Origin of the sequence: Ensifer sp., assembly GCF_035999185.1 — a bacterium.
Taxonomy (GTDB): Bacteria; Pseudomonadota; Alphaproteobacteria; order Rhizobiales; family Rhizobiaceae; genus Ensifer.
The window spans coordinates 75,743-102,125 of record NZ_DASYHB010000170.1; the positions used below are offsets into that span (position 1 = coordinate 75,743).

A 26,383-nucleotide genomic window follows, 5' to 3' on the forward strand; every position below is an offset into this window, starting at 1 on the left:
CGTCATGCTCGAAAAGTCCCAGATCGAGGCGGCGGCCATCGCCCTCGACACCGCCGAACGCGAGCGTGTCCAGACCGGGCTGCTGTCACTCAAACATCCTGAAATGACCATGGACGACGCCTATGCGGTGCAAGCCGCCTGGGTGAAGCAGAAGATTGCCCGGGGGCGTCGGGTGATCGGCTGGAAGATCGGGCTGACCTCCAAGGCGATGCAATATGCGCTCAACATCGACATCCCCGATTCCGGCGTGCTCTTCGACGACATGCAGTTCGAGGACGGCGCGCGCATCCCCAGCGACCGCTTCATCCAGCCGCGCATCGAGGCCGAGATCGCCTTCGTAATGAAGGCGCCGCTTGCAGGTCCCAACGTCACCGTCTTCGATGTGCTGAACGCGACGGACTACGTGACACCGGCGCTCGAAATCCTCGATACACGTATTCTCAGGGTCGATCCCGAAACGAAGAAGGCGCGCACCATCGTTGACACCATCTCCGACAACGCCGCCAATGCCGGCATCGTTCTCGGTGGCCGGCAGATGCGGCCCGATGCGATCGACATGCGCTGGATGGGCGCGATCGTCTCGCGCAATGCCGAGGTGGAGGAGACCGGGCTTGGCGCCGGCGTGCTCAATCATCCGGCCCGCGGCATCGCCTGGCTTACCAATCGTCTGGCACTCTACGGCGATAGGATAGAGGCCGGACAGATCGTGCTGGCCGGTTCCTTCATCCGCCCGGTCGAGGCCCGCCATGGCGACACGATCGTCGCCGACTTCGGTCCTTCCGGCACCGTCAGCTGCTTCTTCGAATAGGACAGATCATGCCCGCTCCCCGCAACCTGTTCAAACAAGCCCTCATCGACAGACGCCCGCAGATCGGGCTCTGGCTGGCGCTTGCCAATCCCTACACCGCCGAGGTCTGCGGCGGTGCCGGCTTCGACTGGCTGCTCTTGGACGCCGAGCACGCGCCGAACGACGTCCCACTTTTGGCAGCCCAGCTTCAGGCGCTCTCGGCGTCGCCGAGCCACGCCATCGTGCGCCCCCCCATCGGCGAAACCTGGATGATCAAGCAGATCCTTGATATCGGCGCGCAGACGCTGCTGGTGCCGATGGTCGAAAGCGCCGAACAGGCCCGGGCCCTGGTACGAGCGGTGCGCTATCCGCCGCACGGCGTACGCGGCGTCGGCGCCGCCCTTGCCCGGGCGTCTGTATTCAACCGCATCCCCGACTACCTGCAGACGGCCAATGACGAGATCTGCCTGCTCGTGCAGATCGAAAGCCGCGCTGGTCTTGCCGCCCTCGACGAAATCGCCACCACCGACGGCGTCGATGGCGTCTTCATCGGCCCGGCCGACCTTGCCGCCGACATGGGTTTCCTCGGCAAGCCTGGTGCGCCGCAAGTGCAGGAAGCGGTCGAGGCGGCGCTGCTTCGCATTCAGTCGCATGGAAAGGCGGCCGGCATTCTAACGTCCGACCAGGCCCTCGCGCGCCGCTACCTCGAACTCGGCGCCATCTTCGTCGCCGTCGGCAACGACGTCAGCCTGCTGGTCGGCGCGACTTCGAAGCTGGCCGCGGAATTCAAAGGTGGCAGTGGCGATGCCGGAACGACGGGGCGGTCGGGCGGAACTTACTGAAGCGCGCTCGGTCAATCGACTTAATCGGGATCAATCGCCATGATGCAATCTAACTAGAGGAGATGCAGATGGAACCGAGAGAGCCGACGCCGTTTGGCGCTCGAGGCGCTTTCAGATGTCGACGCGGGCCGCCTTGTCGACCACCAGATGGTACAGGCGTGGGCCGATAGCCTCGACATTCCCTCCACCGAATCCGGTTTGAGGAATCGTGACGCGGGAGTATAGCGGTTCCACGCCCACCAGCATTGGATCCCGCTCATGACCGATACCGTCCTCGACCGCTTCCTCCGTTATGTCGTCATCGACACCCAGTCCGACCCGAAGTCGAAGACACAGCCTTCCACGGAAAAGCAGAAGAACCTCGGTCGCGTCCTCGTCGAGGAACTGCTTGAGATCGGTCTTGCCGACGCGCATCTTGACGAGAACGGATATGTCTACGCGACCATTCCCTCGAATGTGGACAAGCCGGTGCCGGTCATCTGCTGGTGCTCGCACATGGACACTGCACCCGATTTCACCGGAACGAACGTCAAGCCGCAGATCCTATCGAACTACCAGGGCGGCGACATCCAGCTGAAGGGCGATCCGCAGCAGGTCATCAGGGTCGCCGACCATCCTGTTCTCAGCGACCAGATCGGCAACGACATCGTCACAACCGACGGCACCACGCTGCTCGGCGCCGACGACAAGGCCGGCCTCGCCGAAATCGTCACGGCGGCGCAGATCCTCGTCGACAATCCCGAAATCAAGCACGGCACGATCAAGCTGCTCTTCACCACAGATGAGGAGATCGGCCGCGGTGTCGACAAGGTGGATCTGAAGAAGCTCGGTGCAGAATTTGCCTACACCGTCGACGGCGAGACAGCCGGCCATATCGAGGACGAGACCTTTTCCGCCGATGGCGTCGAGATCGTCATTCACGGCGTTGCCATCCATCCGGGCTTTGCCAAGGACAAGATGGAAAACGCCATTAAGATCGCCGGCGCAATCATTAGCCGGCTACCGCGCGACGTATCGCCCGAGGGCACCGAGGGACGCAACGGCTTCGTGCATCCGACCGGGGTAACCGGCTCGATGGACAAGGCACAGCTCGGCTTCATCGTGCGCGATTTCGACGAGGCGGGCCTCACCAAGAAGGAGGCCATGCTCGAGGCGATCGTCAAGGACGTGATGACCGCCTACCCGGGCTCCACCTACAGCTTTGAGGTCAAAGAGCAGTATCGCAACATGAAAGCGGTGCTCGACCAGCATCCAGAGATCGTCGAGAATGCGATCGAAGCGATCCGCCGCGCCGGCATGCAGCCGGTGCGCGGCAGCATTCGCGGCGGCACCGACGGGTCGCGGCTTTCCTTCATGGGCCTGCCCTCGGCCAATCTGTTCGCCGGCGGACATGCTTTCCACTCGCCGCTCGAATGGGTCAGCCGCCAGGACATGGAGCGCAGCGTCAGGACCCTGGTCGAACTGGCGAAGATCTGGGCGGAGCGCGCCTGAGGCAAAGGTCTGCCAAGGGAGGCGGCAATCGGCATTTCGCTGGGAGAGATCTGGCTATGAGCACGGCGCGAAGCTCCAGGCGGGCGCCGGCCAAGGCCGCTTCGCTTGCGACCAACCCGCCGACCTTCGAGCACATCGTCACCGGCGTCAACGAGACATTCCTCTGGCGTCTCGACAACTATCCCTGGGAACGGAACGTCTGGAACTTCCACCCGGAGATCGAGATCCACTTGATCCGGAAAGCCTCGGGCCTTGCCTTCGTCGGTGACCATATCGGCCAGTTTGGCCCGGGCTACCTCACGGTCATCGGCAGCAACCTGCCGCATGACTGGGTGACGGTCACCGCGCCCGACGAAATCATCGAAGGCCGCGACATCGTCATGCAGTTCCATCCGGACCGCATGCGCGAGATCACCGACGCCTTGCCGGAATTTGCCGAGCTCGAAGCCTTCTTCGCCCGCGCCGAACGCGGCCTGGTGTTTCATGGCGATGCCCGCGCCAAAGGCGCCGATCTGATCGAACGCATGGGCAGCCTTAAGGGGCTCTCGCGCTTCTCGCTGTTCATCCAGTTGCTCGACCTTCTGGTCAACACCGAGGAATACGAGTTGCTCTCCTCGCCGGAATTCGCGCCAGAGCTCGACCAGCAATCGCTTGACGTGCTGCGCGGCGCTCTGGCCTTCATCTACGAAAACATCGCGACCGACATTCATCTGGCCGATCTTGCCAGGCAGGCCGGCATGAGCGAAACGGCCTTTTCCCGTTTCTTCAAGAAGAACACCGGCAATACCTTTACCGACCACGTCAACAAGCTGCGCATCTGGCAGGCCTGCAAGCTGCTTGCCGAAACCGACATGCCGATTACCGACATCTGTTTCGAGGTCGGTTACCTCAACATCTCCAACTTCAACCGCACCTTCCTGCGCCAGCACAAGATGACGCCATCGGCCTATAGGCGGCTAACCAGCCAACGCCGAACCTCCCGCTCTTAAGGCGCCACGCTCAGGCGTCAGCGATGAATCCTTGCATTTGCTGCGCTGCAAATAGTCCTTTGCGAGCGGATACGCGCAAGAAAGTACAGATTCACCGCATCACGCACGCTAGTTCGGCCGACCGTAAGGCCTATCATCGAACTCAGCGAAACGGTTCGCTATGAGGAAAGCGCACTGGATCTGAGGAGTATCCGGCGCGCATCGCAGACCTGGGGAGGTCTTTTCACAATGACAAAAGCCAAGACGCTCGTTTCGAGCATTGCCTTCGCATGCCTTCTTTCCACCGGCCTGACGACTGTCGCGGTCGCGGCCGAATGCTCCGGCACGATCAAGGTGCTCGCCCAGCCGCGCGACGGGCTGACGCTGCTCGAGGACTACAAGTCCGAATTCGAGAAGCTCTCGGGCGGCGCATCCTTCGAGATCGATTACCTCAATGAAAACGACCGGCGCGCCAAGACCAAGGCCGACGCCTCGACGATCGGCAAGTACAACGTCTATTACATCGACGAGGCCAATGTGGCGCTGTTTGCGTCCGCCGGTTGGGTCGCGCCGCTGATGGACTATTATCCTGCGGACTACGACTATGCCGACTTCGATCCCGGCCGGCAGAAGGTCGCGACCTATGACGGCAAGGTCTGGTTTGCGCCGGTCACCGGCGGCGGCGACCTGATGGTCTACCGCAAGGACTTGCTGGAAGCCGCCGGTATTGCTCCGCCGAAGACGCTCGACGAATACGTCGCCGCGGTGAAGAAGCTCAACCAGCCCGACCAGGGCATCTACGGCACGGCCCTTCGCGGCCAGCGCGGTTCCGGCGCCAATGTCTGGCGCTGGATGCCCTTCTTCAAGGGGTTTGGCGGCAACTGGTTCGACGGCAAGACGCCGGTCTTTGACGGCGAACAGGCGGTCAAGGCGACCGAAACCTATCTCGAACTGTTCAAGTACTCGGCACCGGGCAGCCAGACCGGTGGTTGGGACGAGGCGGTCGGCGCCTTCACTTCCGGCCAGGTGGCGATGCTGATCGAATCCACCCCGCTGGTCGGCATGGCGATCGATCCGAAATCCTCCAAGGTCGCCGGCAAGGTCGGCTACCTGCCGCCGCCGGCACCGCTGACGGGCGGTGGCTATGGCCATGGTCTCGCGATCGGGATGAAGGCCAACAAGGATGAGGCTTCCAAGGCCTGCGCCGGTCTGTTCGTTGCCTGGGCGACATCGAAGGAGAACGAGGCCCGGCGGCTTGAAGCCGGACAGTTCAGCGAGCTCAACCGCACCAGTATCATGACCAGCCCAAAATTCGCCGAGCTCTACGGTCCGGATCTCGGCCAGGCGCTTGCCGACACCGGCAAAGTCACCGCCGTCAACTTCTGGCAGAGCCCGCAATGGCCCGATCTCGGCGACCGCTGGGGCATCATCCTGGAAGAGCTGATCACGGGAACGCGCAGCGACATCAAGGAAGGCCTCGACGAGCTTGACGGCTTTGCCAAGGACCTGGTTGCCCGCAGCCAGTAACGCCTTTCCTCCCGAGGTCCATCGGCCGGCGAATAGCCGCGCCGGTGGACCGCCGCACCATCGGCGTGACAAGCCGCAGGACGTCATGACATGAGCCAAAAAAACAGCCTGCCGGCGGTGTTCCTTACCCCGGCCATGGGCATCCTCGCCGTTCTCGCCCTCGTGCCGACGGCCTATGCGATCTACATCTCTTTCCAGAACCGGGAGCTCAGCCGTCCCGACGGCAGCCTCGTCGGTTTCGCCAACTACATCGACCTGTTCTCGGACCGGCGCTTCATCAACGCGATCGGCGTTTCGTTGACATGGGAAGCGGTCACGGTCGGCATGACGCTGCTGATCGCTGTCGGCCTCGGCATACTGCTGTTCGAATGCGTCTCACCGCGCACGCGCAACCTGCTCGCGCTCCTGTTTCTGGTGCCGGTCATCCTGCCACGCGTTTCGGCTGCCTTCGTCTGGAAGTTCGCGTTCCATCCGCTTTATGGCATCGCCACCTACCCCTACAAGGCGATCACCGGCCAGCCGCTCGACCTGCTTTCCAATCCGGCAACGGCACTTGCGACCGTGGCCCTGGTGGACGTGTGGCAATGGGGCCTGTTCTTCGCCGTCATCGTGCTGAAGCTGCTAGAGACATTGCCGCCACAACCCTTCGAGGCAGCAAAGCTCGACCATGCGCGCACCTGGGAGATCTATGCCTTCATCGCGCTGCCGATGCTGAAGGCGCCGCTGATCTCGCTCGCCTTCGTCAAGATGATCGAGTCGCTGCGCGCCTTCGACCTGATCTACGTCATGACCCGCGGCGGCCCCGGCATCGCGACGGAAACGCTCGACATGTACGCCTTCTCGCAAGGCTTCATTGAGTCCGGCCGTATCTCCTACGCCTCCAGCATGGCCGTTCTGATGATGATCGCCACCTCGATCGCCTTCACCTTCATCTGGAAGAGGGTTCAGTGATGACCGCCCATACCCTTGGCCGCCTCGTCGGCCGGCTGATCCTTGGCCTTGCCGCCTTCTCCGCCGTCTTTCCGATGTTCTGGACCGCGCTCAACGCCTTCAAGAATCGCGTCGACATCGTCACGCCGACACCGCTCTTCCTTTTCGAGCCGACGCTCGACAACTTTGCCTATGTGCTTGGCCGTGAAAGCGTCTTTGCCGGTCTTGTCAATTCGCTCTTGATATCCGGTGCTGCGGTCCTCATCGGCGCGGTGCTCGGCCTGCCCGCAGCTTACGCGATCGCGCGTTATCCCAACCGCTGGTCCCGCGACATCCAGTTTTTCGTGCTGTCGCTGCGCTTCCTGCCGCCGGTCGCGATCGCCATTCCGCTGATGGTGATCTGGCTCGACTTCGGGTTCTACGACACGCGCCTGTCGATGATCGTCACCTATTTGTTGCTGACGCTTGCAACCATCATCTGGCTGAGCGTCCCGGCCTTTGCCCGGGTGCCGAAGGAAGTCGAAGAGGCTGCCCGCGTCGATGGTTACGGCCCCTATGCGATCTTCTTCCTGATCGCGCTGCCGATTGCGCTTCGTTCGCTGATCGGTGCCGTCGCCTTTGCCTTCGTGCTCGTCTGGAACGAGTTCCTGATCGCGCTGATGCTGACGACGTCGGACGCCAAGACGCTGCCGATCGTCGCCTCCGAACTGACCCAGCTCGGCCGTGACGTGCCCTGGGGCATTCTCAACGCCTCTGTCGTGCTGCTGTCGATCCCGCCGCTGCTCTTCATCGGGGTCTTGAGCGGCATGCTCAACAGCGCCTTCAAGCGCAAGACGCAATGAAACCCAAGACCGTGAAACCCGAGACTGGAAAAACAAGGAATTCCTTCATGCAAGCATTGGTCCTCGAGCAAAAAGGCAAGCTCGCGCTCCGGGAGATCGATCTCCCGCTGGAACTCGGCCCCGATGACGTCAAGATCGCCATCCACACGGTCGGCGTCTGTGGCAGCGACGTGCACTACTACACCCACGGCGCGATCGGCCCCTATTTGGTGCGCGAACCGATGGTGCTCGGGCATGAGGCGGCCGGCACGGTCGTCGCCGTCGGCAGCAATGTCGAAACGCTTGAAGTCGGCGACCGCGTTTGCATGGAGCCGGGCGTTCCCGACCTCTCGTCCCGCGCCTCCAAGCTCGGCATCTACAATGTCGATCCCAAGGTGCGCTTCTGGGCGACGCCGCCGGTGCACGGCGTGCTGGCGCCTTTCACGGTCCATCCGGCCGCCTTCACCTATAAGCTGCCCGACAATGTCTCCTTTGCCGAGGGCGCCATGGTCGAGCCCTTCGCCATCGGCATGCAGGCTGCCGCCCGTGCGAAGATTGCACCGGGCGACGTCGCCGCGGTCATCGGCTGCGGGCCGATCGGCATCATGGTGGCGTTGGCGGCGCTTGCCGGCGGCTGCAGCCGTGTCTTCATCTCCGACTTCAGCGCCGAAAAACTGGCGATCGCCGCGCAATATCCCGGCATCACCCCGGTCAACATTGCCGAACGCGCGTTCGCCGATGTCATCGCCGCGGAAACCGGCGGCTGGGGCGCCGATGTCATCTTCGAGGCGAGCGGCAGCGCCAAGGCCTTTGCCGGGATCTTCGATCTTGTGCGCCCCGGCGGTGCCGTGGTGCTGGTCGGGCTGCCGGTCGAAGCCGTCCAGTTCGACGTACCGGGTGCAATCTCCAAGGAGGTCCGCATCGAGACGGTGTTCCGCTACGCCAACATCTTCGATCGGGCGCTGCAATTGATCGCTTCGGGCAAGGTCGATCTGAAGCCGCTGATCACCGAAACCTTCCGGTTTGCAGACAGCATAAAGGCGTTCGAGCGAGCCGCCTCGGCCCGGCCGACGGACATCAAGCTGCAAATCCTCGTGGACAGCGGAAAGGATTGAGCCATGGCAAACATCATCTGCTCCAGCGTCGACAAGCAGTATGGCGCCGTCAACGTCATCAGCGACTTCAACCTCGATGTCGCCGACCACGAATTCATCGTGTTTCTCGGTCCGTCCGGCTGCGGAAAATCCACGCTTTTGCGCATGATCGCCGGTCTTGAAGACATATCCGGCGGCACGGTGTCGATCGGCGGCCGCACGGTCAACGACCTGCCGCCACGCGACCGCGGCGTCGCCATGGTGTTCCAGAACTACGCGCTCTACCCGCACATGACGATCTACGACAACATCGCCTTCGGGCTCAAGCGCATGAAGGTGCCGAAGGCGGAGATCGACACGCGCATCCGCGCCGTGGCTGCGACGCTGGGGCTTGATCCTTACCTAACCCGCAAGCCCACCGAATTATCGGGCGGTCAGCAGCAGCGCGTCGCCATCGCCCGCGCCATGATCAAGACGCCGCGCGTCTTCCTCTTCGACGAGCCGCTTTCGAACCTCGATGCGAAACTCCGCAACCACATGCGCGTCGAGATTGCGCGGCTGCATCAGAAACTGAAGACCACGACCATCTATGTGACCCACGACCAGTTGGAGGCGATGACGCTTGCCGACCGGATCGTCTTGATGAAAGGCGGTGCGATCGAGCAGGTCGGCACACCCGCTGAAATCTACGAACGCCCACGCACGCTCTTCGTCGCCGGCTTCATCGGCACGCCCAACATGAACTTCATTGACGCTACCGCGGAAAAGACGGAGGGCGGATGGCTACTGCGCAGCGACGGCGGCAACTTTTCGATCCCGCTTGAGAGATTTTCCCTTCGTCACGAGCAGAAATTGGTACTCGGAGTACGCCCGGCTGATCTCCGGGCCGCAGCAGAGGGGATCAACCGCATCTCCGGCACCGCCGACCTTGTCGAGTTTCACGGCAACGACGCGCTCGTGACCTTCCTCTTTGGCGGCAAGGAAATCGGCGCGCTGGTCAAGGCCAACGCCTGCCCGAAGCCAGGCGATGTCGTATCCTTCGGGATCGAACCGGAGTGCCTGCATCTCTTCGATCGGGAGAGCGGCCTCTCGTTGCTGACGTCGTGAGCCGGACGATCAGTCCGTAGCAGGCTGATCGTTAAGCCGCGCTGGCGAAGGACGCGGCTGGCTGCGGTCCGGCTGTCATCAGCGTGAAATCGAAGGACGCGGGAACATCGGCATCCAGAACATATTGCCGGTGCACCCGCAGAAAGTCGCGCTTGATCCGGCGATAGCGGTCGGCTGAAAGCAGGTGCTTCAGCCTTATGTAGACGATCGGCGGCTGCGGCGCGTCGCGATGCCCGGCAAGAGCGACGACCGGACATCGGTAGAAATTGATCGCATCGGTCAGGCACTGGACATCGAACCAGAAGATCTCCTTCACCCGGGCGATCGCGCCGACCCGGGCCCGCAAGACCTCAGCGGAGCGAAGCAGCGCGCATTGCAGGATCGCGCCACCGAGCGTGACGAAGACGACGCGCTTTCCTGCAAACAGGTCCGGCTCTCTCTCAACCAGGGCGCCGATTACCTGCGTGGCGATGCTCGAGCCCATGCTGTGGGAACTGATGACGTATTCGTCGGCCGGCTCGCTGAGAGCAGCCCGCGCGGACGCCAGGTTATACTCAACCCATTGCGCCAAATACGGTTTTTCCATGCGGGCAACGGCAACGGCCAGTTCCCAATCGGAAAAGAGATGCAAGGTATGCCATCTGTCAGACCAGGGAAGAAATAGCTTGAAGAAGAAGACGTAAGCCACGATTGCGCTCAAGACCAGAAGCGAAGACTCCAGCGCAAGCCAATAGGGCGCGGTACCGATCAGCAGGCTCAGGGCAATCCCGATCGCCACAAGCAGGAACGGGAAAACGAAAAACAAGCCGAAACGCCACGCATGCCTGAAATAGGACAAGGCGGCGCCCTCCCAGACGACGCGGGCAGCGCTTAGAAATCCACCCGCGATCCGTTGCAGCGTCGGCCGGCTGTTCAGGTTCCTGACGATATCGTCGTGGTCGAAGACATAGACGCGGCTCAACGTGCGCCAATCGTCGCCTTGGCTGTCCACGTCGAAGTAGCGGCTAGGTCCGTCGATCTGGACCGGTCCGACCTGGACCTCGAAATCCTGAAGCTCGGCCGTCTTCAACGCCGACCGGTTGTAGCGGGCCTGATGCTTGACCGCATCCAGAGGTTCGAAGCCTGGAAAGTGCAGCACAATGCGTTTCTTGACGTGCCCGGGCGATATGTCGTGCGGCAAGCGAGTAATCTTTCAATAGGCGCAAAACGCCCGCCCCCGCATCCCGAACAAGACGCAAGAGCGGGCGCTCGATGAGCGCCGGGTGTTCCCAGCCTGCCGGAGACGTCACCGATCTCGGTGTCGAGAATATGGCCAAATGAAACGATACACTCCGCATACCGTAAATTTGCGGCACCGGCGGCCTGCTCTGCTCTATGCGTAGCTGTGCGCCCATCGCGCGGCGCAACGGGGTCCGAAACCACGGACCTTGGTCCTATCGAACTCCGACGAATGTCCGGCCATGCGCGGGGAAAGGTCCGGTCTCGGCCGTTCGCCAAAGACACGCGTTGACTGGTCGCGCCGGCCGTGGGCAAAGTCTAGTCTTTCTGCCGCCGGACCGGCGATGGGCCGCACCAGCCGGGCGCGCAAAAGGGATTCCAGAGGTTTGATCGTCGCCATGCCCCGAACGTTTTTTGCCGCGCTCTTCTGGGCGACGGTTTTTCTCCTGGCCACCATTTTGCCTTACAAGATCACCGTCACGGCCGCCGGCGTCGCTATCACGGAAACCGTTGCGCTTGCCAAAAACGAAAACGGAGGCGGAGGGGGCAATGGTGGCGGCAACGGCGGCGGCAGCAGCAATGGCGGCGGCAATAGTGGTGGCAATGGCGGCGGTGGGAACAGTGGAGGGAAGGGGAACAGCAGTTCCAACAGCAACAGTTCCGGCAGCAACTCCAAAGCATCGCGTTCCACGAAGGAGCCCGACGACGATAGTGGCGTAGGTGTCCGCCACAAGGGCGGCATCAGCGAGGTGATCACGAAGGGGCGCTACATCATGAAAGATGCGCGCGGTCGCACCATCGTCAATCGCCGTGCGACGGCAGCCGACAAGCAGCGCCTGCAGGCGCTCGCGCACTAACACCTGCCGCGCCGTGGTGCGTGGCGATTTGCGACAACGGACGTCTACGCTTCGCGGGCATCGCGCAGCACCATGGCCGCTTCGGTGCGATTGCCGACACCCAGTTTTGTCATGATCTGGGTCATGTGGTGCTTGACGGTCTTTTCCTGCAGATCGAGCTCGATGGCGACGTGCTTGTTGCTCATGCCCGCGGCCACCAGCTGCAGAACTTCCTTTTCACGCGGCGTCAGGCTGGCGACGAGGCTGGATTTGCCGGATGCCGCCGCCGGCGAACTTCGGCTGGAAAGAAGCTTGGCCGACAGGTTGGGCGCCACGTAACGCTCACCGCCAGCGACCGTGCGGATGATGTCGGCGAGCGCCGTCGCGCCGACGCCCTTGAGCACGTAGCCGGTGGCACCGCGATCGAGTGCGGCCGTTACATCGTCACCGTCTTCGGAAACCGTGAGCATGATGATCTTCTGCGACGGTGCAATGTCCAAAATGGCCAAGATGGCATCGAGCCCGCCACCGGGCATCGAGATATCCATGAGCATCACGTCCGGCGCGAGGGCCCCGGCAATGCTGATCGCATCATCCTTCGAGCTGCCCTCCGCAACGATCTCGAACCCGGCGATCTCCGACAGGCTGCGGGTGACCCCTTCGCGAAACAGGGGGTGATCATCAACGACGGCAACGCGTATCTCTGCCACCATGCTCGTCACATCTCCTTGATGCTGGTCGTCATGCGAACGGTCGTCCCGCCTGCATCGACAATAAGTTCAAATGTTCCGCCGAGACTTTCGATCCGTTCCCGCAATCCGGCAAGCCCGAGGCTCACGGGCTGAACCTTGTCCGGGTCGAAACCGGGTCCGGCGTCAGCGACCTCGATCGTGACGCGGTCGCCATCCACCCACTGCGTGACGCGCTGGCCAACACCACCGGCATGACGAAACCCGTTGTTGAGCGTTTCCTGCACGAACCGGTATATGCAGATCTTTGCGGCCTGCGACAAACGGTCTGGAGGATTGGTCATGGAGAGTTCGACCGTCACGCCCGTACGCTGCTGGTGCGCCTTGACGCTGCGCTGCAGGATTTCCGTAAGCCCGGCCGTTTCGATCTGCGGCAGGACAAGGCCGCCACAGATCGTTCTGATCTCCTGCATCGCTTCATCCAGGCTTGCCCTGATCGCGCCGATTTCGCGCTGGCGCGCGGTGGCCGGCGTCCTGTCGTTCTTCAGGGTCTCGCTGTCCAGTCTCAAGGAGGCATAGGCCACCAGTTGAGCGGGACCGTCGTGCAGGTCGGCGCCGATCCGTCTGAGGTAACTTTCGTTCAGCGCGGTCGCACGTTGCGATGCCCGCTGGAGGCGACCGCGCAAGGTCTCGTTCTGCGCAAGCAATGTCGAAAGCTCATCGACACGCTGCTTGAGCGCATGGCGCTGGCTCTCGATCGTCTTGCTTCCCCGCAGGACGATGGCCGACAGGACAATGAAAAAGGCAAGCGTGAAGGCGGCAACAGCAAGCCAGGTGTGAAGACGAACCCGGTTGAGACTTTGCTGAAAGTCGTTGGCGACTTCGTGAAACTCCGAAACGGCGACCACTTGCCCGGACCAGGGCTGCAGCACAGGATTGTAGATCGCAAGCGCTGGAACGCTGGCCTGCCCCTCCCCGGTATCACCGCCCTGATCGAAACGCGCGACCATCCGGCCCGAAAAGGCCATCCGCAATTCGTCGCCAAGCTCGGCCTTCGTCCCAACCGTCGCCTGATCGCTCGCGTAAAGCACGGTGCCGTCCGCCCGCCAGAGCCGGAACGACAGCAACCGATCGCCGAGCGCTCCCTGGCCGAGCGTCTCGTCGAGCGCGCGCGCGACGGTCTCGTCGAGCACCTCGTTCCTTTGCATATCCGGCAACAGCGGCGCGATGACGCTGTCGACATAAAGTGCGGTTGTCGCGGCCGAGTTTTGCGTCACCGCATCCTCGATGCGGTTGGAAACGAAAGCACCGACCAGCAACATGGCAAAAGCCGCCACCACGCCCCCGATGAGCAGGAACTGCCTGGCGAGAGATTGTGAATTCCAGCGGGTGATGAGTTGATTGACGCGCACCAGGTCTCTCGGATCGGGCCGCCGGCTCACTTGCGGCGCGACGATTGTAGCAAGGCCGCGGCACCCTAGCCACTCTCATGCGGTCGTCAACCGTATCGTCCCCGGCGCCCTTCCGGTCGGACCTTTGAGGCGGCCCGCTCGGACCTAAGTCCTAGGTGGCGCGGCAATGGTCGGGGGCAGATGGCACCGCCCGGGGCACACAGATATCCTCGCCAAATCAAAACCGGCTGCCTTCGTTCGCGAAGGGAGGCCTATACAGACGTTATGGAGGTCCTGATGGCTATCAAAAACATCGTCGCCCGGAGCATGTTGGCCCTGACGCTGGCGGTCGCGCCGCTTGCCGGCGGCACCGCTTGGCTCGTCGACGCGGCCTATGCCAAGGGTGGCAATGGCGGAGGGGGTGGCGGCAGCGACCGTGGCGGCAGCGACCATAGTGGCGGCAACGGTGGCAGCGGCCACGAAAGCCGTTCCGGTCACGGAAAATCGGGCGGTGGGCGCGAAACCAAGGGCGTGAAGAACGACGACAACGGAGGACGATCGCACCACAAGTCGCAGAGGTCCAACAACGGCGTGAAAGCGTCGAAGGCCGCAAAGGCCGAGAAGCCGGCAAAATCGGCAACACTTGTCACGGACCCGGTGCTTGAGCCCGTCGCCACGCCGGGATCCACCCCAGGGTTCCGCTCGCTCAATCGCAATTACCACGCTTACCTGAACTCGAACGATCCGAAGATGGCCGCGGTTTCCGCCTACGCGATCGCCTATGCAGAGTTCGAGGCCGAGAACGGCACGGACGCCATTCCCGCTGATCCGGCTTTGAGCGATGAAGCGTTGCGCGAGGCGCTGGCGAGCTTCACCAAGGACGGCGTGGTAAGCGACGACATGGTTGATGAAGCCAAGGGAATTCTTGGCGTCGGACCAGCCGTAGGCAAGATCGACGAGATCCGCGACACGCTCCCGCCACCGAATTCGGACGAGACCGACCCCGAAGTCGAACCCGTGCAATAACAACGAGCCGCCGGCAGCCGCGACGTGCGGCTGCCGGCGGCGAAACCGAGTCCGGCCACTTTCTTGGATCTCCAGATGTACGATCGCGTTCTCGACGTTTTCAATGAGGCAGCCACGCACGGCCGGGTCGGCTTTTCATTGCAGCACGTCAATTCTGTCGCCGATGTCGGCCAGATCCTTTACTCGGAATGTCTCGGAAGGCTGGTCAAGCCGGATGGCGTGATCATGACCGCCGGCGAATTCATCGGCTATCTCGAGGCGGCTGGCCGTGTCGCGGCCCTCGACCGGCACATGCTCACCCTCGCCTTCGATTGGCTGGCGTGCCATCCGTGCGGTGACCTCGGCTGCAACATATCCGCAGATAACATTTCGAACGAGCGCAACCGCGCGCTTCTCTTCGACCTGCTCGTTGCGAACGCCTCGCTCGCGCCGCGCCTCGTTCTCGAATTGACCGAAAGCCTGCCGATTTCGGCCCATCCCGCGGCCGGAAAGTTTCTGCAAAGCCTGCGCGATCTCGGCTACCGGATTGCCGTCGACGATTTTGGAACGGGTTTTTCCACGCCGGAGGCGCTGTTGTCCTTGCCCGTCGACATCGTAAAGATCGACGGCTTCTTTTTGCGGCTTGGACGCAGTGAGGCCAGACGGTTCCTCCAGCACATGGTCGGCCTTGCTTCTTGCGTCGCCCCGGTCGTGATTGTCGAAGGCGTCGAAACCTACGCCCAGTTCGAAACCGCGCAGGCAGCGGGCGCAAGCCACGTTCAAGGGTTCCTGCTGTCGGAGCCGACCCTTAGCCCGCTGTTTGGGGGTGTGGCCCACCACGCTCGAAATGCGATGCTGTGCTGACGACGGACGATACCCCTCGCCTGATGTTTTCCTTATACCGCGACCCCGCTTTCCCAAGCGATTTCAGATGTCGATCCGTGGCTCCATGGTGAGACCGAAGGCGGCGCCGACATGGACAGCTTGGCGCGAGGATAACCTCTTTCCGTTTTGCCTTCATGACGCCGCTTTTCGGTGGCTTGAGACGCGCCTTGCCGCCTGAACGCCCGGCGTTGCGGCACGGTTCACCGATACACAGCTATCGACCTGATGTGCGCCAGCGGGATTTCCATCGCCGGCTGAGCGACGACGACGACACACAAGAGTGCGAAGCAACCGGCGCCGGCTATCCCGGATCCAGGGTTTCGCCGCAACGAGCAAGACAATGAAATTCAAGCATGGGTTCAAACTCAGCGCCAGGACCAGCCGACGTCTTCCCACCGAGTACTTCGTGCTGGCGAATGCCCAACCCGAGGGTGCCGTGATTGGCTCGCTGGGCGACCAGGCGATACGCGAGACCGTGACGGATCAGGACGGCCAGCCCTACCGCTTCGTCGGGGTGGCGCCGCGGCGTCCGGATGGCGGCCTCGACGTCCAGGCACTGCGGCCCGGCGAGTGGATCGTTCAGCCAGGACTGGTCTATGCGGCGGCTCCGAAGGAAACCATGTCAGCGAGAAACACGGATCGCGCCGCCTGACGGCCTCGACCGCCTTCAGACCATCGCGCCTTTATGGCTTCCAGCTTGTCTCGCAGAGTTGAGCCTGATGAGAGCGAATGGCTACGGCTCAATCTCTCCGCTCGTCGCTTGATTTCCGCCGCGATGATTTGCGGCGCACTCCCCTGCTCTCTTCACACCAGGTCTTTTCGAGCCGTGCACCGGCGATCGGCTGCGCACGGAGGGACTTGGCTGCGGCTCACGCGCAATGTCCCTGTAATCTTGACGCTTTAGCTGCCGGTTAATCGCTCGGACGTCGTGGATCCGCACCGGATCCTGCGATGCAGGCAATCACCACCACGGCGGCTCTGGCCGTTCGCGACACGCCGTGGAAGAGACCGGGATCCATCATGTTCTTCAGCAAAAGCCTTCGCGCCCTAGCATGCATTGCCGCCGCAACCCTCTTCATTGCCGGTTGTGCGTCCGATACGATGAAAAACTATATCGGCCAGCCGGTTGAATCCGTCATCATCGACTACGGCCCACCGACCAACGTTCTCGATCTGAATTGGAACGAGCGAGCCTATCAGTGGCGCAAGATCTCGACGAATGTCGTCGCCGGCACGTCGAGCGGCGAAATCAGAGACACCCGGCGCGGAATGCGCTACGAGGAATACTCGACACCCGGTTACGTCGAAGAGCAGGAATGCTTCTACACCTTCTACGCGCGCATGCAGCATGGCCGCTGGTACATCACCAACTTCCGCCAGCCAAAACTTGAATGCGAATGATGCCGAGGACCAGACAGACGCAATGACAGGTTGGCCGCCCTGCCGGTGTCGGCCAAGGAGGGAGCATTGAATGCGCATTCTGCTGCTGGAAGACGAACCCGAGATGGCATCGGCCCTGAAGACGGCCCTGGCACGGCGCCAGGTGATCGTCGACCACGTCGCAACGCTTGCTGATGCCGAGGCCGTCGCCGAACTCTGGCCCTATGATGTCGTCGTGCTCGATCGACGGCTGCCCGATGGCGAAGGCCTCACCCTTATCCCGAAGCTGCGGACCCTTGGCGTTGAAGCACCGGTCCTGATGCTGACGGCGCTCGGATCGATCAACGATCGGGTGAGCGGCCTCGACGCCGGTGCCGACGACTATCTTTCCAAGCCCTTTGCCGTGGAAGAACTGATGGCCCGGTTGCGGGCTCTTGCCCGCCGGCCAGTCTCGCTTAAAGCGGAGCAGACGAAGGTCGGCCGGCTCATCTACGATTTTCGCCACCGCGAGGCGGCCGTCGACGACAAGCCGCTCGACCTCCTGCGGCGGGAACGGCTCGCACTCGAGGCCTTGATGCGCCGCCCCGGCCGGACTGTGCTGCGGGCAACGTTGGAGGAATCGGTCTACGCCATGGAAGATGAAATCGAATCCAACGCGCTCGACTCCCATCTCTCCCGCCTGCGCCGAAAGCTCGACGACGTCAGCGCCGGCGTCGAAATCAGGGCCATCCGCAATCTCGGCTATCTCCTGCGCGCGACAACATGACCGAGATCCGTCCGCGCTCGTTACAATGGGTGCTCGTACGCCGGCTGATCCTTCTGCAGGCGGCGACCCTTTTCGTGTTCATCGGTCTGCTCGTCGGTGCGCTCTTCATCGCCCAGCCGCGGCTTGTGCTCGAAAACGAGGCTGCACTCGATATCCTGAATCGCGCCGTCGGACGCGACGCGAACGGCGGGCTGATGGTGCGCCAGACGGAGGAACTCGCCGACCTACGCCAGTCCTACCCCAATCTCTGGTACGTCATTCGCGACGTAGGCGGCCAGATCCTGCGCCAAGGAGACGTTCCCGCGCCCTATTTCGCAAGCGGCGGCGACCTGCTTCAGCGGGTCGAAGGAGCGACATTGCTTTTCACCGAAGGCGGAAAGCTTCCGGACGCTGTCCTGCGCAATGCGGAAACCGACGCCGGACGGGTCCAGATCATCACGTCGACCGTTTCGTCTCGTCGCGACAATGGCCCGCTGGATGTGCAGATCCATGTGAACGTCGACGTCGCGCGTGACATCGACGGCACAACCACCTGGACCGAGGTCGTGCCGGTGCTCGTGCTGCTTGCTCTTGGATTCCTGCTGCCGATTGTTCTTGTAATGGGCGTGACCACGCTGATGACAACGCCTGCCGTTGTTCGCCGCTCGCTCGCCAGTCTCGTTTCGACCGCCGACCAAGCGGGCCGCATCGACATCGATAACCGCGCAGTGCAGCTTGAAACGGAAAAGGTGCCGTCGGAAGTCGCTCCTTTGGTGCAGGCCTTCAACAAGGCACTGGCGCGGCTTGGCGAAGGGTACGATCAACGCAACCGTTTTCTGACGGACGCCGCCCACGAACTGCGCACACCCATCGCCATTCTTCGCACCCGCGCCGAGCTTTTGCAGGAAGATGTCGAAAGCGCCCGGCTGAGGCTCGATATCGAGCGTCTCTCCCATCTCGCTCAGCAGCTTCTCGACCGGCAAGTGCTTGAACATGCCAGCGATGCGCCAGAGGTGGTGGACCTTGTCGGGCTTGCGAAAAACACGGCAGCGGATTTCGCGCCGCTCGCATTTGAAGCCGGCTACGAATTGGCGTTCGAAGCGAAGGTGCCGGTGGCGAAGGTCAACGCGCGGCCGCGCCAGATCGAACAGGCTGCGGCCAACCTGTTGCGCAACGCCATAGAACATGGCGGCGGTGCCGGGACGATCACTGTCCTTGTCAACGCGGAGGGTGGCCTCGAAATTCACGACGACGGCCCCGGCATTCCCGCGGCCGAAAGGGAGCGGGTCTTCGAACCCTTCTATCGGCTGCGTCCGCGCTCCACCGGTGCCGGGCTCGGGCTTAACCTCGCCCGCGAGATCGCCCGCCTGCATGGCGGCCGCATTGATATCCTCGCTGGCCCATGGCAAGGCACGCGGATCCGGCTGCAACTGCCGCTCGTCAGCGACGCTCGCCCAGTGAGCGGTCCGGCCCGTTCCACGGCCTGACAGAAACGGGCGAGAACACCAACCCCGATTTTCTCAAAAGCTTTGTGGTTCCCCCCTTATCAAGGCGTGACGGATGCTCCACATTTGCTGCGACACATCGTGACCGCTCGGTTCACGCAGAGCACATCCGTTCGACCGTCATGGAGAACAGCAATGCAAACCCCATCTGAGGCCCCTACCCCTTCACTTGAAGATGGCAGCTGGCCCGTCCGACGCCGGAGCGTACTCGACTGGCTGATCATCGAAACGCGCGACCAACGCTTCATCGACAACATCCTTGTCGAGATGTGCGAACGGCTGGTGGCGGCCGGGGTGCCGGTCGCCCGTGCGACGCTGCATTTCCGCATCAACCACCCGCAATGGCTTGGTGCCCGTATCCTGTGGAGCAAGGGCCTCACCGAAGGCGAGATCGACCTTTATGACTACGGCACTCAAAACACCGCCGTGTACCTCAAGAGCCCGCTTTATCTCATCCACGAAGGCGCGCCGGAAGTCCGTACCAATCTGGAAATTCTTTCAGACGAACACGCCCAGAACTCACTCTATGTCGACTTACAGGCGGACGGTCTGACGGAGTACATCGCCTGGCCGCTCGAACATACGCTCGGCAAACGCCACGTCGTGACGTTTGCCACAGATCGCAAAGGCGGCTTCGAAGAAGAGCACATCGCATTTCTTCAAGATCTCCTGCCCGCCCTGGCGCTGGTGAGTGAAATCCGGCTCAAGAACCGGTTCGTGCGAACGCTGCTTGAAACCTATGTCGGCCCGCATGCAAGCGAACAGATCCTGGCCGGCGCCACGACGCGCGGCAGCGGCGTAACGGTGAGCGCCGCGATCCTGATCTGTGACCTTAGAAACTTCACCCAGCTGTCCGATCTCTGGCCACGCGACGACGTGATCGATCTGCTCAATTCCTATTTCGACGCCATGTCGGAACCGATCGAACGCCATGGCGGCGAGATCCTCAAGTTCATGGGAGATGGGCTGCTAGCGATCTTCCCGCTGAGCAACGCGGACGCAGCGGAAAACCTGCTCGAGGCCATCCGCGAGGCCGAAGCGGCCATTGCCCTGCTCAACGAGGACAACCTTGCCAAGGGCCGCGAGCGGCTTGGATACGGTATTGGCGTGCATGTCGGTGACGTTATGTACGGCAACATCGGCTCGCGTCGGCGGCTGGATTTCACCGTGATCGGCCCCGCAGTCAATATCGCTTCGCGGCTGGAGAGCCTGACGAAAGAGACGAAGCGTCCGGTACTCTTGTCGCGGGCCTTCGTCGAACTGGCCGGTTGTGGCTCCCGTATGGAGCATTTAGGCGCCTATCCCGTGAGGGGCATTGGCGAGCCCATCGAAGTCTACGCCTTCTCGGGCAACGGTCCGGCACCAACCTTGCGGATGGTTGCCGGGTAATCTTCGCAGCCGCGCATCATCGATAGGCTAGCCTATCCGGGGAAAGCCTCTGGCATGGACCAAAGTTGTCCGCGGACAACTATCGCGAAACGTGGCGCCGCGGCCTACCCGATTGGGCTCGGAGCAAACTGCGCGACCAGTTCGTGGCGATCTCCGGGATAGGTGAGGCGCACATGCGTAACCGGCGCGCGCCCGCTCCAGGTGCGCCGCTCGATCACCAGGCAGGCGGTGCCGGTGGCGATATCCAGTGCCTGCGCTGCCATCTTGTTGGCGGCAACGGCGCGGATACGGTGCTCGGCCGTGCTCCACGGAACCTTACCGAGCAGCCACGAACCGGGCGCTGACGCCTCGAACAGTTCCGCCTCCGCCTCGGGCACGGCCGCAAGGCTGATTAACCGTTCTTCGAAACAGAAAGGACGGGTGCCGGCAAAATGCCGGCATGTCAGTTCCAGCAGCCTTGCCGATGCGGGAAGGTCCAGTCGTTCGACGTCCCTGCCCTCCACCTTTCGTACCCTTCGCTCGTCCAGCCGGAAGCTGTAGTCGAGCCCCAATGACTGAACTTCGAGTTTGACGTCGTGGATTTCCATGACGGCAGACTGAACCTGAGGAAACGTGACGTAGCTTCCGGACTTGCGCCGGCGCTCGATCAGGCCGCGCTTGACGAGTTCCGTCAACGCCTTGTTTACCGTCATGCGTGAGCAATCATACTGCTCGGTCAGCTCGTGTTCGAAAGGGATTCGGTGCCCCGGGGGCCATTCGCCTGAAAGGATCCGCCCTTCGACTTCGCCCAGAATACGCTGGTGCAATGACAATGACTGCCCCTGGTCGGCGACGCCTTGGGTCTCATTCGAAGCGGTTTGATCTTGCTTGCTGTCCATGACAGCGAACTTAATCAATTCGCGGGCCCGAAACAGCCCTTCCCTCTCCGATTTGCGCTTTTCCACGGCGGGCACCGAAGCCGATGTTGACAGCTGTCAACGGCCGTACGCCGCACCTTGCGTGGTCAGACAAGAAAGATGATCAGTAAAGCAGGTGCCAGGGCGTGAGAAATGCGCGCGCCCACTCCTGATTGCGATCACACTCTTCGCCGGTGCTGCTGTCGGACGCCTTTGTGTCGACGTCCGTTCGCGTCTGCCGAACCGGCTTCATCGCCTTTGGCGGTGGCGGGGCAAGATAACCGAGGGTCATTCCACCAAGATAGAACATGTCGAACCTTCTCGCGTCTTCGATGGACACAATCCTGACACAATCCCGCTCGCTGTCAATAGTCTATAAATTCTATGCTTTAATTGGAAATGTTAGGACGAGGTTGTCTCTCCACATGCACAGGCGCAAGACGGTAGCACACACCAGCCGGTGGAGTTGTCCGCGGACAACTCTTGACCGCGCGGGCTCTCCTCTCAGGCGCACCCGCCGAGCATCGGCGCAAATCGCTATGCATTTGTAAAACCGCGCCGAATCGGAGCATAGTGCATCTGCGCATATTGTCCGGATATGACGGTTTTTGCGCAGTTTTCGGGGATATCGATGTTGCAGCAAAAAATTCAGAGCGAGGACGTACAGGAGCATCTACCGACGCTCCTGGCAGCCGACGCTTTGGAACTTGCGCATCAGTTGCAGCAGCATCAAAAGAAAATCTTCCCCCCGCAGGCACAAAAGGCGATGCGCCTTTTCAGTCCTGCCGAAGCTGCCGCATTCATCGGAATCGGCGAAGGTTACCTCAGGCAGGTGGCCTCAGAGGGCCATGGCCCCGCACCGTTGTCAAACGGCCGGCGCATGTACGCCGTCGACGATATCGAGCGCATCCGCCGCGTTCTCGATGAAGGCGGGAAGTCCGGCAAATACGTGCCGCACCGGCGCGGCGGTGAAAAGCTGCAGGTGCTTTCCGTCATGAACTTCAAAGGCGGGTCGGCAAAGACGACGACATCCGCCCATCTTGCACAGTATCTGGCGCTTCGCGGCTATCGGACGCTGGCGATCGACCTCGATCCGCAGGCCTCGCTTTCCGCCCTCTTCGGCCATCAGCCGGAGCTGGACGTCGGCGAAGGCGAGACGCTCTATGGAGCGATCCGCTATGAGGCGCCGAGGCCGATCACCGATATCGTTCGTTCGACTTATACCGCCAATCTGCATCTCATTCCCGGCAATCTCGAGCTCATGGAATTCGAGCACGAGACGCCGAAGGCGATGATGACGGGCGGAGCCGCCGAAACCCTCTTCTTCGCCCGCATCGGAGATGTGTTGGCCGATGTCGAGAGCTTCTATGACATTGTCGTCATCGATTGCCCGCCGCAGCTTGGCTTTCTCACCATGTCGGCGCTTTGCGCCGCCACCTCGGTGCTGATCACCGTGCACCCGCAGATGCTCGACGTGATGTCGATGTCGCAATTCCTGTCGATGACCAGCGAACTGATGAGCGTCGTCGAAAAGGCCGGTGGTCGCACCAGTTACGACTGGATGCGTTATCTCGGAACCCGTTTCGAGCCGAATGATGGCCCTCAAAGCCAGATGACCGGCTTCATGCGCGCCATTTTCGGCAATCGCATGCTGCAGAATGCCATGGTGAAGTCGACAGCGATTTCCGACGCCGGCGTGACCAAACAGACACTCTACGAAGTGGAACGCTCGCAGTTTGTCCGCGGCACCTACGACCGCGCCATGGATTCGCTCAACCTTGTCAACGGCGAGATCGAGGATCTGGTCCGCAAGGTCTGGGGGAGGAAGTAATCCATGGCCCGCAAGAACCTGATCGGGATTTCCGACGACCCCATCGATGCGGACGCCGAGCGCGCAGCCGCCGACCGGCCGATTGCCGGGCTGAATCCGGCTCCGCGTCCAGCCGCTGCCGTCGGCGGCATCACGCGGTCCTTGTCGAACATCACACAGAAGGTCGAGCGCGCCCAGGAGCTCGAGCGACAACTGGCCGAAGGCCTTGCGGTCGTGGAGCTTGACCCCGCGCATGTCGATGCGTCGTTCGTCGCCGATCGCCTTGGTGTCGCCGCGCATGAGCAACAGAGCCTGGCCGCCCAAATCAGGGAGCACGGGCAGCAGGTGCCGATCCTGGTGCGCCCGCACCCGACCGCCGAGGGGCGTTATCAGGTTGCCTACGGCCACCGCCGGCTCGCAGCCGCGCGCGAGATTGGCGGCAAGGTCCGCGCCGTTGTCCGCGAGCTTAACGATGAGCAACTGGTCGTCTCGCAGGGTCAGGAAAACAACGCCCGCGCCGACCTCTCGTTCATAGAGCGCGCGCTGTTTGCCACACGACTTGAGGATCGCGGGTTTTCGCGCGAGATCATCATGGCAGCGCTGGGCGTCGACAAGGCCGCTTTGTCGAAGATGGTGTCGGTTGTTCGCCGGCTACCGATTGTCGCAATAGAGGCCATTGGCCCGGCGCCATCGATCGGTCGGCGCCGTTGGTTCGAGCTCGCCGAGTTGCTCTCTCCGGACGAGAAGGCCGAAGCAGCAAGCGCCTTCATGCAAGGCCAAGAATTTCAGGAGGCTTCGAGCGACCAGCGCTTTGATGCGCTGTGCACGTTTCTGAGCACGTCCAGGGCCCGTGCCAAGGCTATTCCTTGGGTGGCGCCCGACGAGACAAGCCCGATCCGTATCCGCGAAACGGAAAGCGGAACGACGTTAACATTCAGCCGGAAGTCGGCGCCGGGCTTTGCAGATTTCGTGAGGCAGAGGCTCAAGTCTCTGTACCTCGAATATCAAGAGGAAACAGGAGACTAAACAGAGCAAAAGAAAAAGGCTTCCGAACGACTAGCGCTGCGGAAACCCTTCTCTCGTGTAGCAACTAGAGAATCCCATTTCCGCGAATCGGTGTCAAGAGTTTTCAACGTCGTTTCGGCGAACGGACTTCTTTTGCCTTGGAAAAGGTGAAGAAAAATGGATCGTGGGATTGTCACGACGCCCTTCGGGCGGCGGTCGATGACGCTTGGGATGTTGGCACACCAACTTTCAAGCGCTCCGGCCGTCGACGATGGGAGCGTCGACAAATGGAAATTATTTCGAACGGTTTGTGCCGCCAAGACGAGCCTTGGGGTTTCCGATCGTTCGCTCGCCGTGCTCAACGCACTATTGTCATTTTACCCGAAGACCGAGCTGGATACGGCCAGCGGCCTCGTCGTGTTTCCATCCAATGCGCAGCTTTCCTTGCGGACGCACGGCATGGCCGAGACGACGCTCAGGCGACACCTCACCGCGCTTATCGAAGCCGGCCTCATCCTCAGGCGTGACAGCCCCAATGGCAAACGTTACGCCCGACGCGATCGCAAAGGCGCGATCGGCCAGGCCTTCGGATTCGACCTTTCGCCGATGCTGGTGCGGGCAGCCGAGTTTGAGGCTGAAGCCGCGCGCCTGGAAGCTGACCGTCGCTATCTGCAGCTCATGCGCGAGCGGTTGAGCCTCTGCCGACGTGACGTGGTCAAACTCGTCGAGCTCTTACGTCAGTCCGACCAGCACCGTGCGAACGAGGCTGAGACGGCCTGCCAGAGCGTCTATGACGCGCTTTCACGCAAGCCCTTGATCGTCGACGTGGTTCGGACATTGGACGTTCTCTCCGCACTGCGTGACGATTTGACTAATCATCTGGAAAAGCTTCTGAAAACGCAAAATACGGCTGCCAATGCACGCCAAGATGAGCGGCACATACAGAGTTCAGAATCCGATTATCTTCCTGAATCTGAAATTGCTTGTGAGAAGGTTGGCATTGAAAATTCGGTTCCGGCTGAAGAACTATGCTCGAGTGGAAACCGATCGGTAGAACCGCCGTTGAACGATCGGCAAGCCACGAGCCAGTCTGTAGCAGTGCGCCAGCCACAAACACCGCATCATGCAACCGCGCTGCCGGTTGTTCTTAAAGCCTGCCCGCAGATCCGCGATTACGGCCCCTCCGGCCGCATCGAAACCTGGCGCGACCTGCTCTCGGCGGCAATCGTCGTCAGAACCATGCTCGGGATCAGCCCTGATGCCTACGACGATGCCTGCGCCACGCTCGGTCCGGAAACGACGGCGACCGTGCTTGCATGCCTTCTCGAACGATCGGAACACATTCACTCCGCCGGCGGCTATCTGCGTGATCTGACGCGCAGGGCAAAGGGCCAATCGTTCACGGTCTCTGGGATGCTGTCTGCACGGCTGCGCGCCCAGGCTGGAGGTATCGCGATGGGGACTTGAACGAAGTTCAACGCACCGCCTCGGAAAACAAACCATCGCCTTGTGGAGGTTGCCAAGCGCTTGTTTGCAGCGGGGAAATGAGGGACACTGCCGAGAAGGGATTCGTTGACATCCTTGCGCTATCTTGATGCCAGATGGTTCGTTCTCGACGAAGTCACTCCTCAGAAAACATTAGTGTTTCCGTCCCTTTTGGAAAGAAAGGGGGACTTTGATTCCGTCTGACAGACTGGAATGAAATCGGTCGCGTTTGATGTACCGCGTTGTTGACGCGTCGGACGCCTATGAGGGGGCAAAGAAGCTCTGCATTGCGGAGCTTGGGGGCCATGTTTCATCTGCTTAAGCTTGCGTTTGAGATATGGGCACGGTTGACAGCTGTCAACGACGTCGGATTCGGGGAAAGCACCCTCCCCGCTCATGAGAAGAGGTGCGGACCAACCGGTCGAATAGACATCCACCGACTGTGAACTGGCAGTTTTCTGGACAGCGTTGCCTCAGCGCGTGGTTGACAGCTGTCAACGGTTGGCGAAAGCAGCTGGCAACAGTGCATGGCCAGCTGGCGGACAGGTATCTGTTCCGCCTCCCCTTCCCTCCTGAA

General features: G+C 61.7%; 25 protein-coding genes. 20 read left to right on the forward strand and 5 right to left on the reverse strand.

The features are described from left to right. The first annotated feature begins 4 nt into the window (after positions 1-4). From hpaH to VGO04_RS21860, 9 genes are all read left to right on the forward strand, one after another. Positions 5-808, forward strand: coding sequence for a 2-oxo-hept-4-ene-1,7-dioate hydratase (gene hpaH, locus VGO04_RS21820; RefSeq protein ID WP_327498045.1), 804 nt, complete (start codon positions 5-7; stop codon positions 806-808). 8 nt (positions 809-816) lie between these two features. Further along, positions 817-1,629 (forward strand): 4-hydroxy-2-oxoheptanedioate aldolase, encoded by an 813-nt coding sequence (gene hpaI / locus VGO04_RS21825; RefSeq protein WP_327498046.1) that lies wholly within the window; start codon positions 817-819, stop codon positions 1,627-1,629. A gap of 258 nt (positions 1,630-1,887) precedes the next feature. Next, complete coding sequence (pepT, locus tag VGO04_RS21830) at positions 1,888-3,120, forward strand: peptidase T (RefSeq protein WP_327498047.1); 1,233 nt, start codon at positions 1,888-1,890, stop codon at positions 3,118-3,120. 56 nt (positions 3,121-3,176) lie between these two features. After that, positions 3,177-4,109 carry an AraC family transcriptional regulator gene (locus VGO04_RS21835; protein WP_327498048.1) on the forward strand — a complete coding sequence of 311 codons (933 nt, stop codon included), beginning with the start codon at positions 3,177-3,179 and terminating at the stop codon, positions 4,107-4,109. Positions 4,110-4,337: 228 nt separating this feature from the next. Further along, complete coding sequence (locus VGO04_RS21840) at positions 4,338-5,615, forward strand: sugar ABC transporter substrate-binding protein (RefSeq protein WP_327498049.1); 1,278 nt, start codon at positions 4,338-4,340, stop codon at positions 5,613-5,615. Between the two features lie 90 nt (positions 5,616-5,705). Next, on the forward strand, positions 5,706-6,566 hold the full coding sequence (locus VGO04_RS21845; protein WP_327498050.1) for a sugar ABC transporter permease: 861 nt from the start codon (positions 5,706-5,708) through the stop codon (positions 6,564-6,566). After that, a complete protein-coding gene (locus tag VGO04_RS21850) occupies positions 6,566-7,387 on the forward strand; it encodes a carbohydrate ABC transporter permease (RefSeq protein WP_327498051.1) in 822 nt (273 codons plus the stop codon). The genes VGO04_RS21845 and VGO04_RS21850 overlap by 1 nt, the downstream gene beginning before the upstream one ends. Positions 7,388-7,434: 47 nt before the next feature. Beyond that, entirely contained in the window at positions 7,435-8,481 is a 1,047-nt protein-coding gene (locus VGO04_RS21855) for an NAD(P)-dependent alcohol dehydrogenase (protein WP_327498052.1), read from the forward strand. 3 nt (positions 8,482-8,484) lie between these two features. Beyond that, positions 8,485-9,567: a sn-glycerol-3-phosphate ABC transporter ATP-binding protein UgpC gene (locus VGO04_RS21860; RefSeq protein ID WP_327498053.1), complete on the forward strand. Its 1,083-nt coding sequence runs from the start codon at positions 8,485-8,487 to the stop codon at positions 9,565-9,567. A 31-nt stretch (positions 9,568-9,598) separates the two neighbouring features. Here the strand turns inward: VGO04_RS21860 and VGO04_RS21865 are convergent, their stop codons facing one another. Continuing rightward, positions 9,599-10,705 carry a hypothetical protein gene (locus VGO04_RS21865; RefSeq protein ID WP_327498054.1) on the reverse strand — a complete coding sequence of 369 codons (1,107 nt, stop codon included), beginning with the start codon at positions 10,703-10,705 and terminating at the stop codon, positions 9,599-9,601. 424 nt (positions 10,706-11,129) lie between these two features. Here VGO04_RS21865 and VGO04_RS21870 point away from each other — a divergent pair, with 424 nt between their 5' ends. Then, positions 11,130-11,642, forward strand: a complete 513-nt coding sequence (locus tag VGO04_RS21870; RefSeq protein ID WP_327498055.1) for a hypothetical protein — start codon at positions 11,130-11,132, stop codon at positions 11,640-11,642. A gap of 44 nt (positions 11,643-11,686) precedes the next feature. Here the strand turns inward: VGO04_RS21870 and VGO04_RS21875 are convergent, their stop codons facing one another. Together VGO04_RS21875 and VGO04_RS21880 are read right to left on the reverse strand one after the other, a co-directional pair. Next, the gene (locus VGO04_RS21875; RefSeq protein WP_327498056.1) at positions 11,687-12,334 is read right to left on the reverse strand and encodes a response regulator transcription factor; all 648 of its coding nucleotides are present in this window, start codon (positions 12,332-12,334) and stop codon (positions 11,687-11,689) included. Between the two features lie 5 nt (positions 12,335-12,339). Continuing rightward, positions 12,340-13,722, reverse strand: coding sequence for a sensor histidine kinase (locus tag VGO04_RS21880; protein ID WP_327498057.1), 1,383 nt, complete (start codon positions 13,720-13,722; stop codon positions 12,340-12,342). Between the two features lie 276 nt (positions 13,723-13,998). Between VGO04_RS21880 and VGO04_RS21885 the strand changes: the two genes are divergently transcribed. From VGO04_RS21885 to VGO04_RS21915, 7 genes are all read left to right on the forward strand, one after another. Further along, complete coding sequence (locus VGO04_RS21885) at positions 13,999-14,727, forward strand: hypothetical protein (RefSeq protein ID WP_327498058.1); 729 nt, start codon at positions 13,999-14,001, stop codon at positions 14,725-14,727. A gap of 75 nt (positions 14,728-14,802) precedes the next feature. Continuing rightward, positions 14,803-15,570: an EAL domain-containing protein gene (locus VGO04_RS21890; protein WP_327498059.1), complete on the forward strand. Its 768-nt coding sequence runs from the start codon at positions 14,803-14,805 to the stop codon at positions 15,568-15,570. Between the two features lie 361 nt (positions 15,571-15,931). Further along, a complete protein-coding gene (locus VGO04_RS21895; RefSeq protein WP_327498060.1) occupies positions 15,932-16,243 on the forward strand; it encodes a hypothetical protein in 312 nt (103 codons plus the stop codon). A 368-nt stretch (positions 16,244-16,611) separates the two neighbouring features. Continuing rightward, entirely contained in the window at positions 16,612-16,992 is a 381-nt protein-coding gene (locus VGO04_RS21900) for a hypothetical protein (protein WP_327498283.1), read from the forward strand. A 70-nt stretch (positions 16,993-17,062) separates the two neighbouring features. Next, positions 17,063-17,737 carry a response regulator transcription factor gene (locus tag VGO04_RS21905; protein WP_327498061.1) on the forward strand — a complete coding sequence of 225 codons (675 nt, stop codon included), beginning with the start codon at positions 17,063-17,065 and terminating at the stop codon, positions 17,735-17,737. Further along, a complete protein-coding gene (locus tag VGO04_RS21910) occupies positions 17,734-19,203 on the forward strand; it encodes a HAMP domain-containing sensor histidine kinase (protein WP_327498062.1) in 1,470 nt (489 codons plus the stop codon). The genes VGO04_RS21905 and VGO04_RS21910 overlap by 4 nt, the downstream gene beginning before the upstream one ends. A gap of 153 nt (positions 19,204-19,356) precedes the next feature. Beyond that, positions 19,357-20,610, forward strand: a complete 1,254-nt coding sequence (locus VGO04_RS21915; RefSeq protein ID WP_327498063.1) for an adenylate/guanylate cyclase domain-containing protein — start codon at positions 19,357-19,359, stop codon at positions 20,608-20,610. A 104-nt stretch (positions 20,611-20,714) separates the two neighbouring features. On the opposite strand, the gene hutC is transcribed toward VGO04_RS21915, so the two are convergent. Both hutC and VGO04_RS21925 read right to left on the reverse strand, forming a co-directional pair. Further along, positions 20,715-21,488, reverse strand: a complete 774-nt coding sequence (gene hutC / locus VGO04_RS21920) for a histidine utilization repressor (protein ID WP_327498284.1) — start codon at positions 21,486-21,488, stop codon at positions 20,715-20,717. 142 nt (positions 21,489-21,630) lie between these two features. Then, the gene (locus VGO04_RS21925; protein ID WP_327498064.1) at positions 21,631-21,816 is read right to left on the reverse strand and encodes a hypothetical protein; all 186 of its coding nucleotides are present in this window, start codon (positions 21,814-21,816) and stop codon (positions 21,631-21,633) included. A gap of 324 nt (positions 21,817-22,140) precedes the next feature. On the opposite strand from VGO04_RS21925, the gene repA reads away from it, so the two are divergent. The 3 genes from repA (at position 22,141) to repC (ending at position 25,788) form a co-directional block, all read left to right on the forward strand. Beyond that, complete coding sequence (repA, locus tag VGO04_RS21930; RefSeq protein ID WP_414650587.1) at positions 22,141-23,337, forward strand: plasmid partitioning protein RepA; 1,197 nt, start codon at positions 22,141-22,143, stop codon at positions 23,335-23,337. 3 nt (positions 23,338-23,340) lie between these two features. After that, the gene (gene repB, locus VGO04_RS21935; RefSeq protein ID WP_327498066.1) at positions 23,341-24,342 is read left to right on the forward strand and encodes a plasmid partitioning protein RepB; all 1,002 of its coding nucleotides are present in this window, start codon (positions 23,341-23,343) and stop codon (positions 24,340-24,342) included. Between the two features lie 156 nt (positions 24,343-24,498). After that, positions 24,499-25,788, forward strand: coding sequence for a plasmid replication protein RepC (gene repC / locus VGO04_RS21940; protein WP_327498067.1), 1,290 nt, complete (start codon positions 24,499-24,501; stop codon positions 25,786-25,788). The last annotated feature ends 595 nt before the right edge of the window (positions 25,789-26,383 follow it).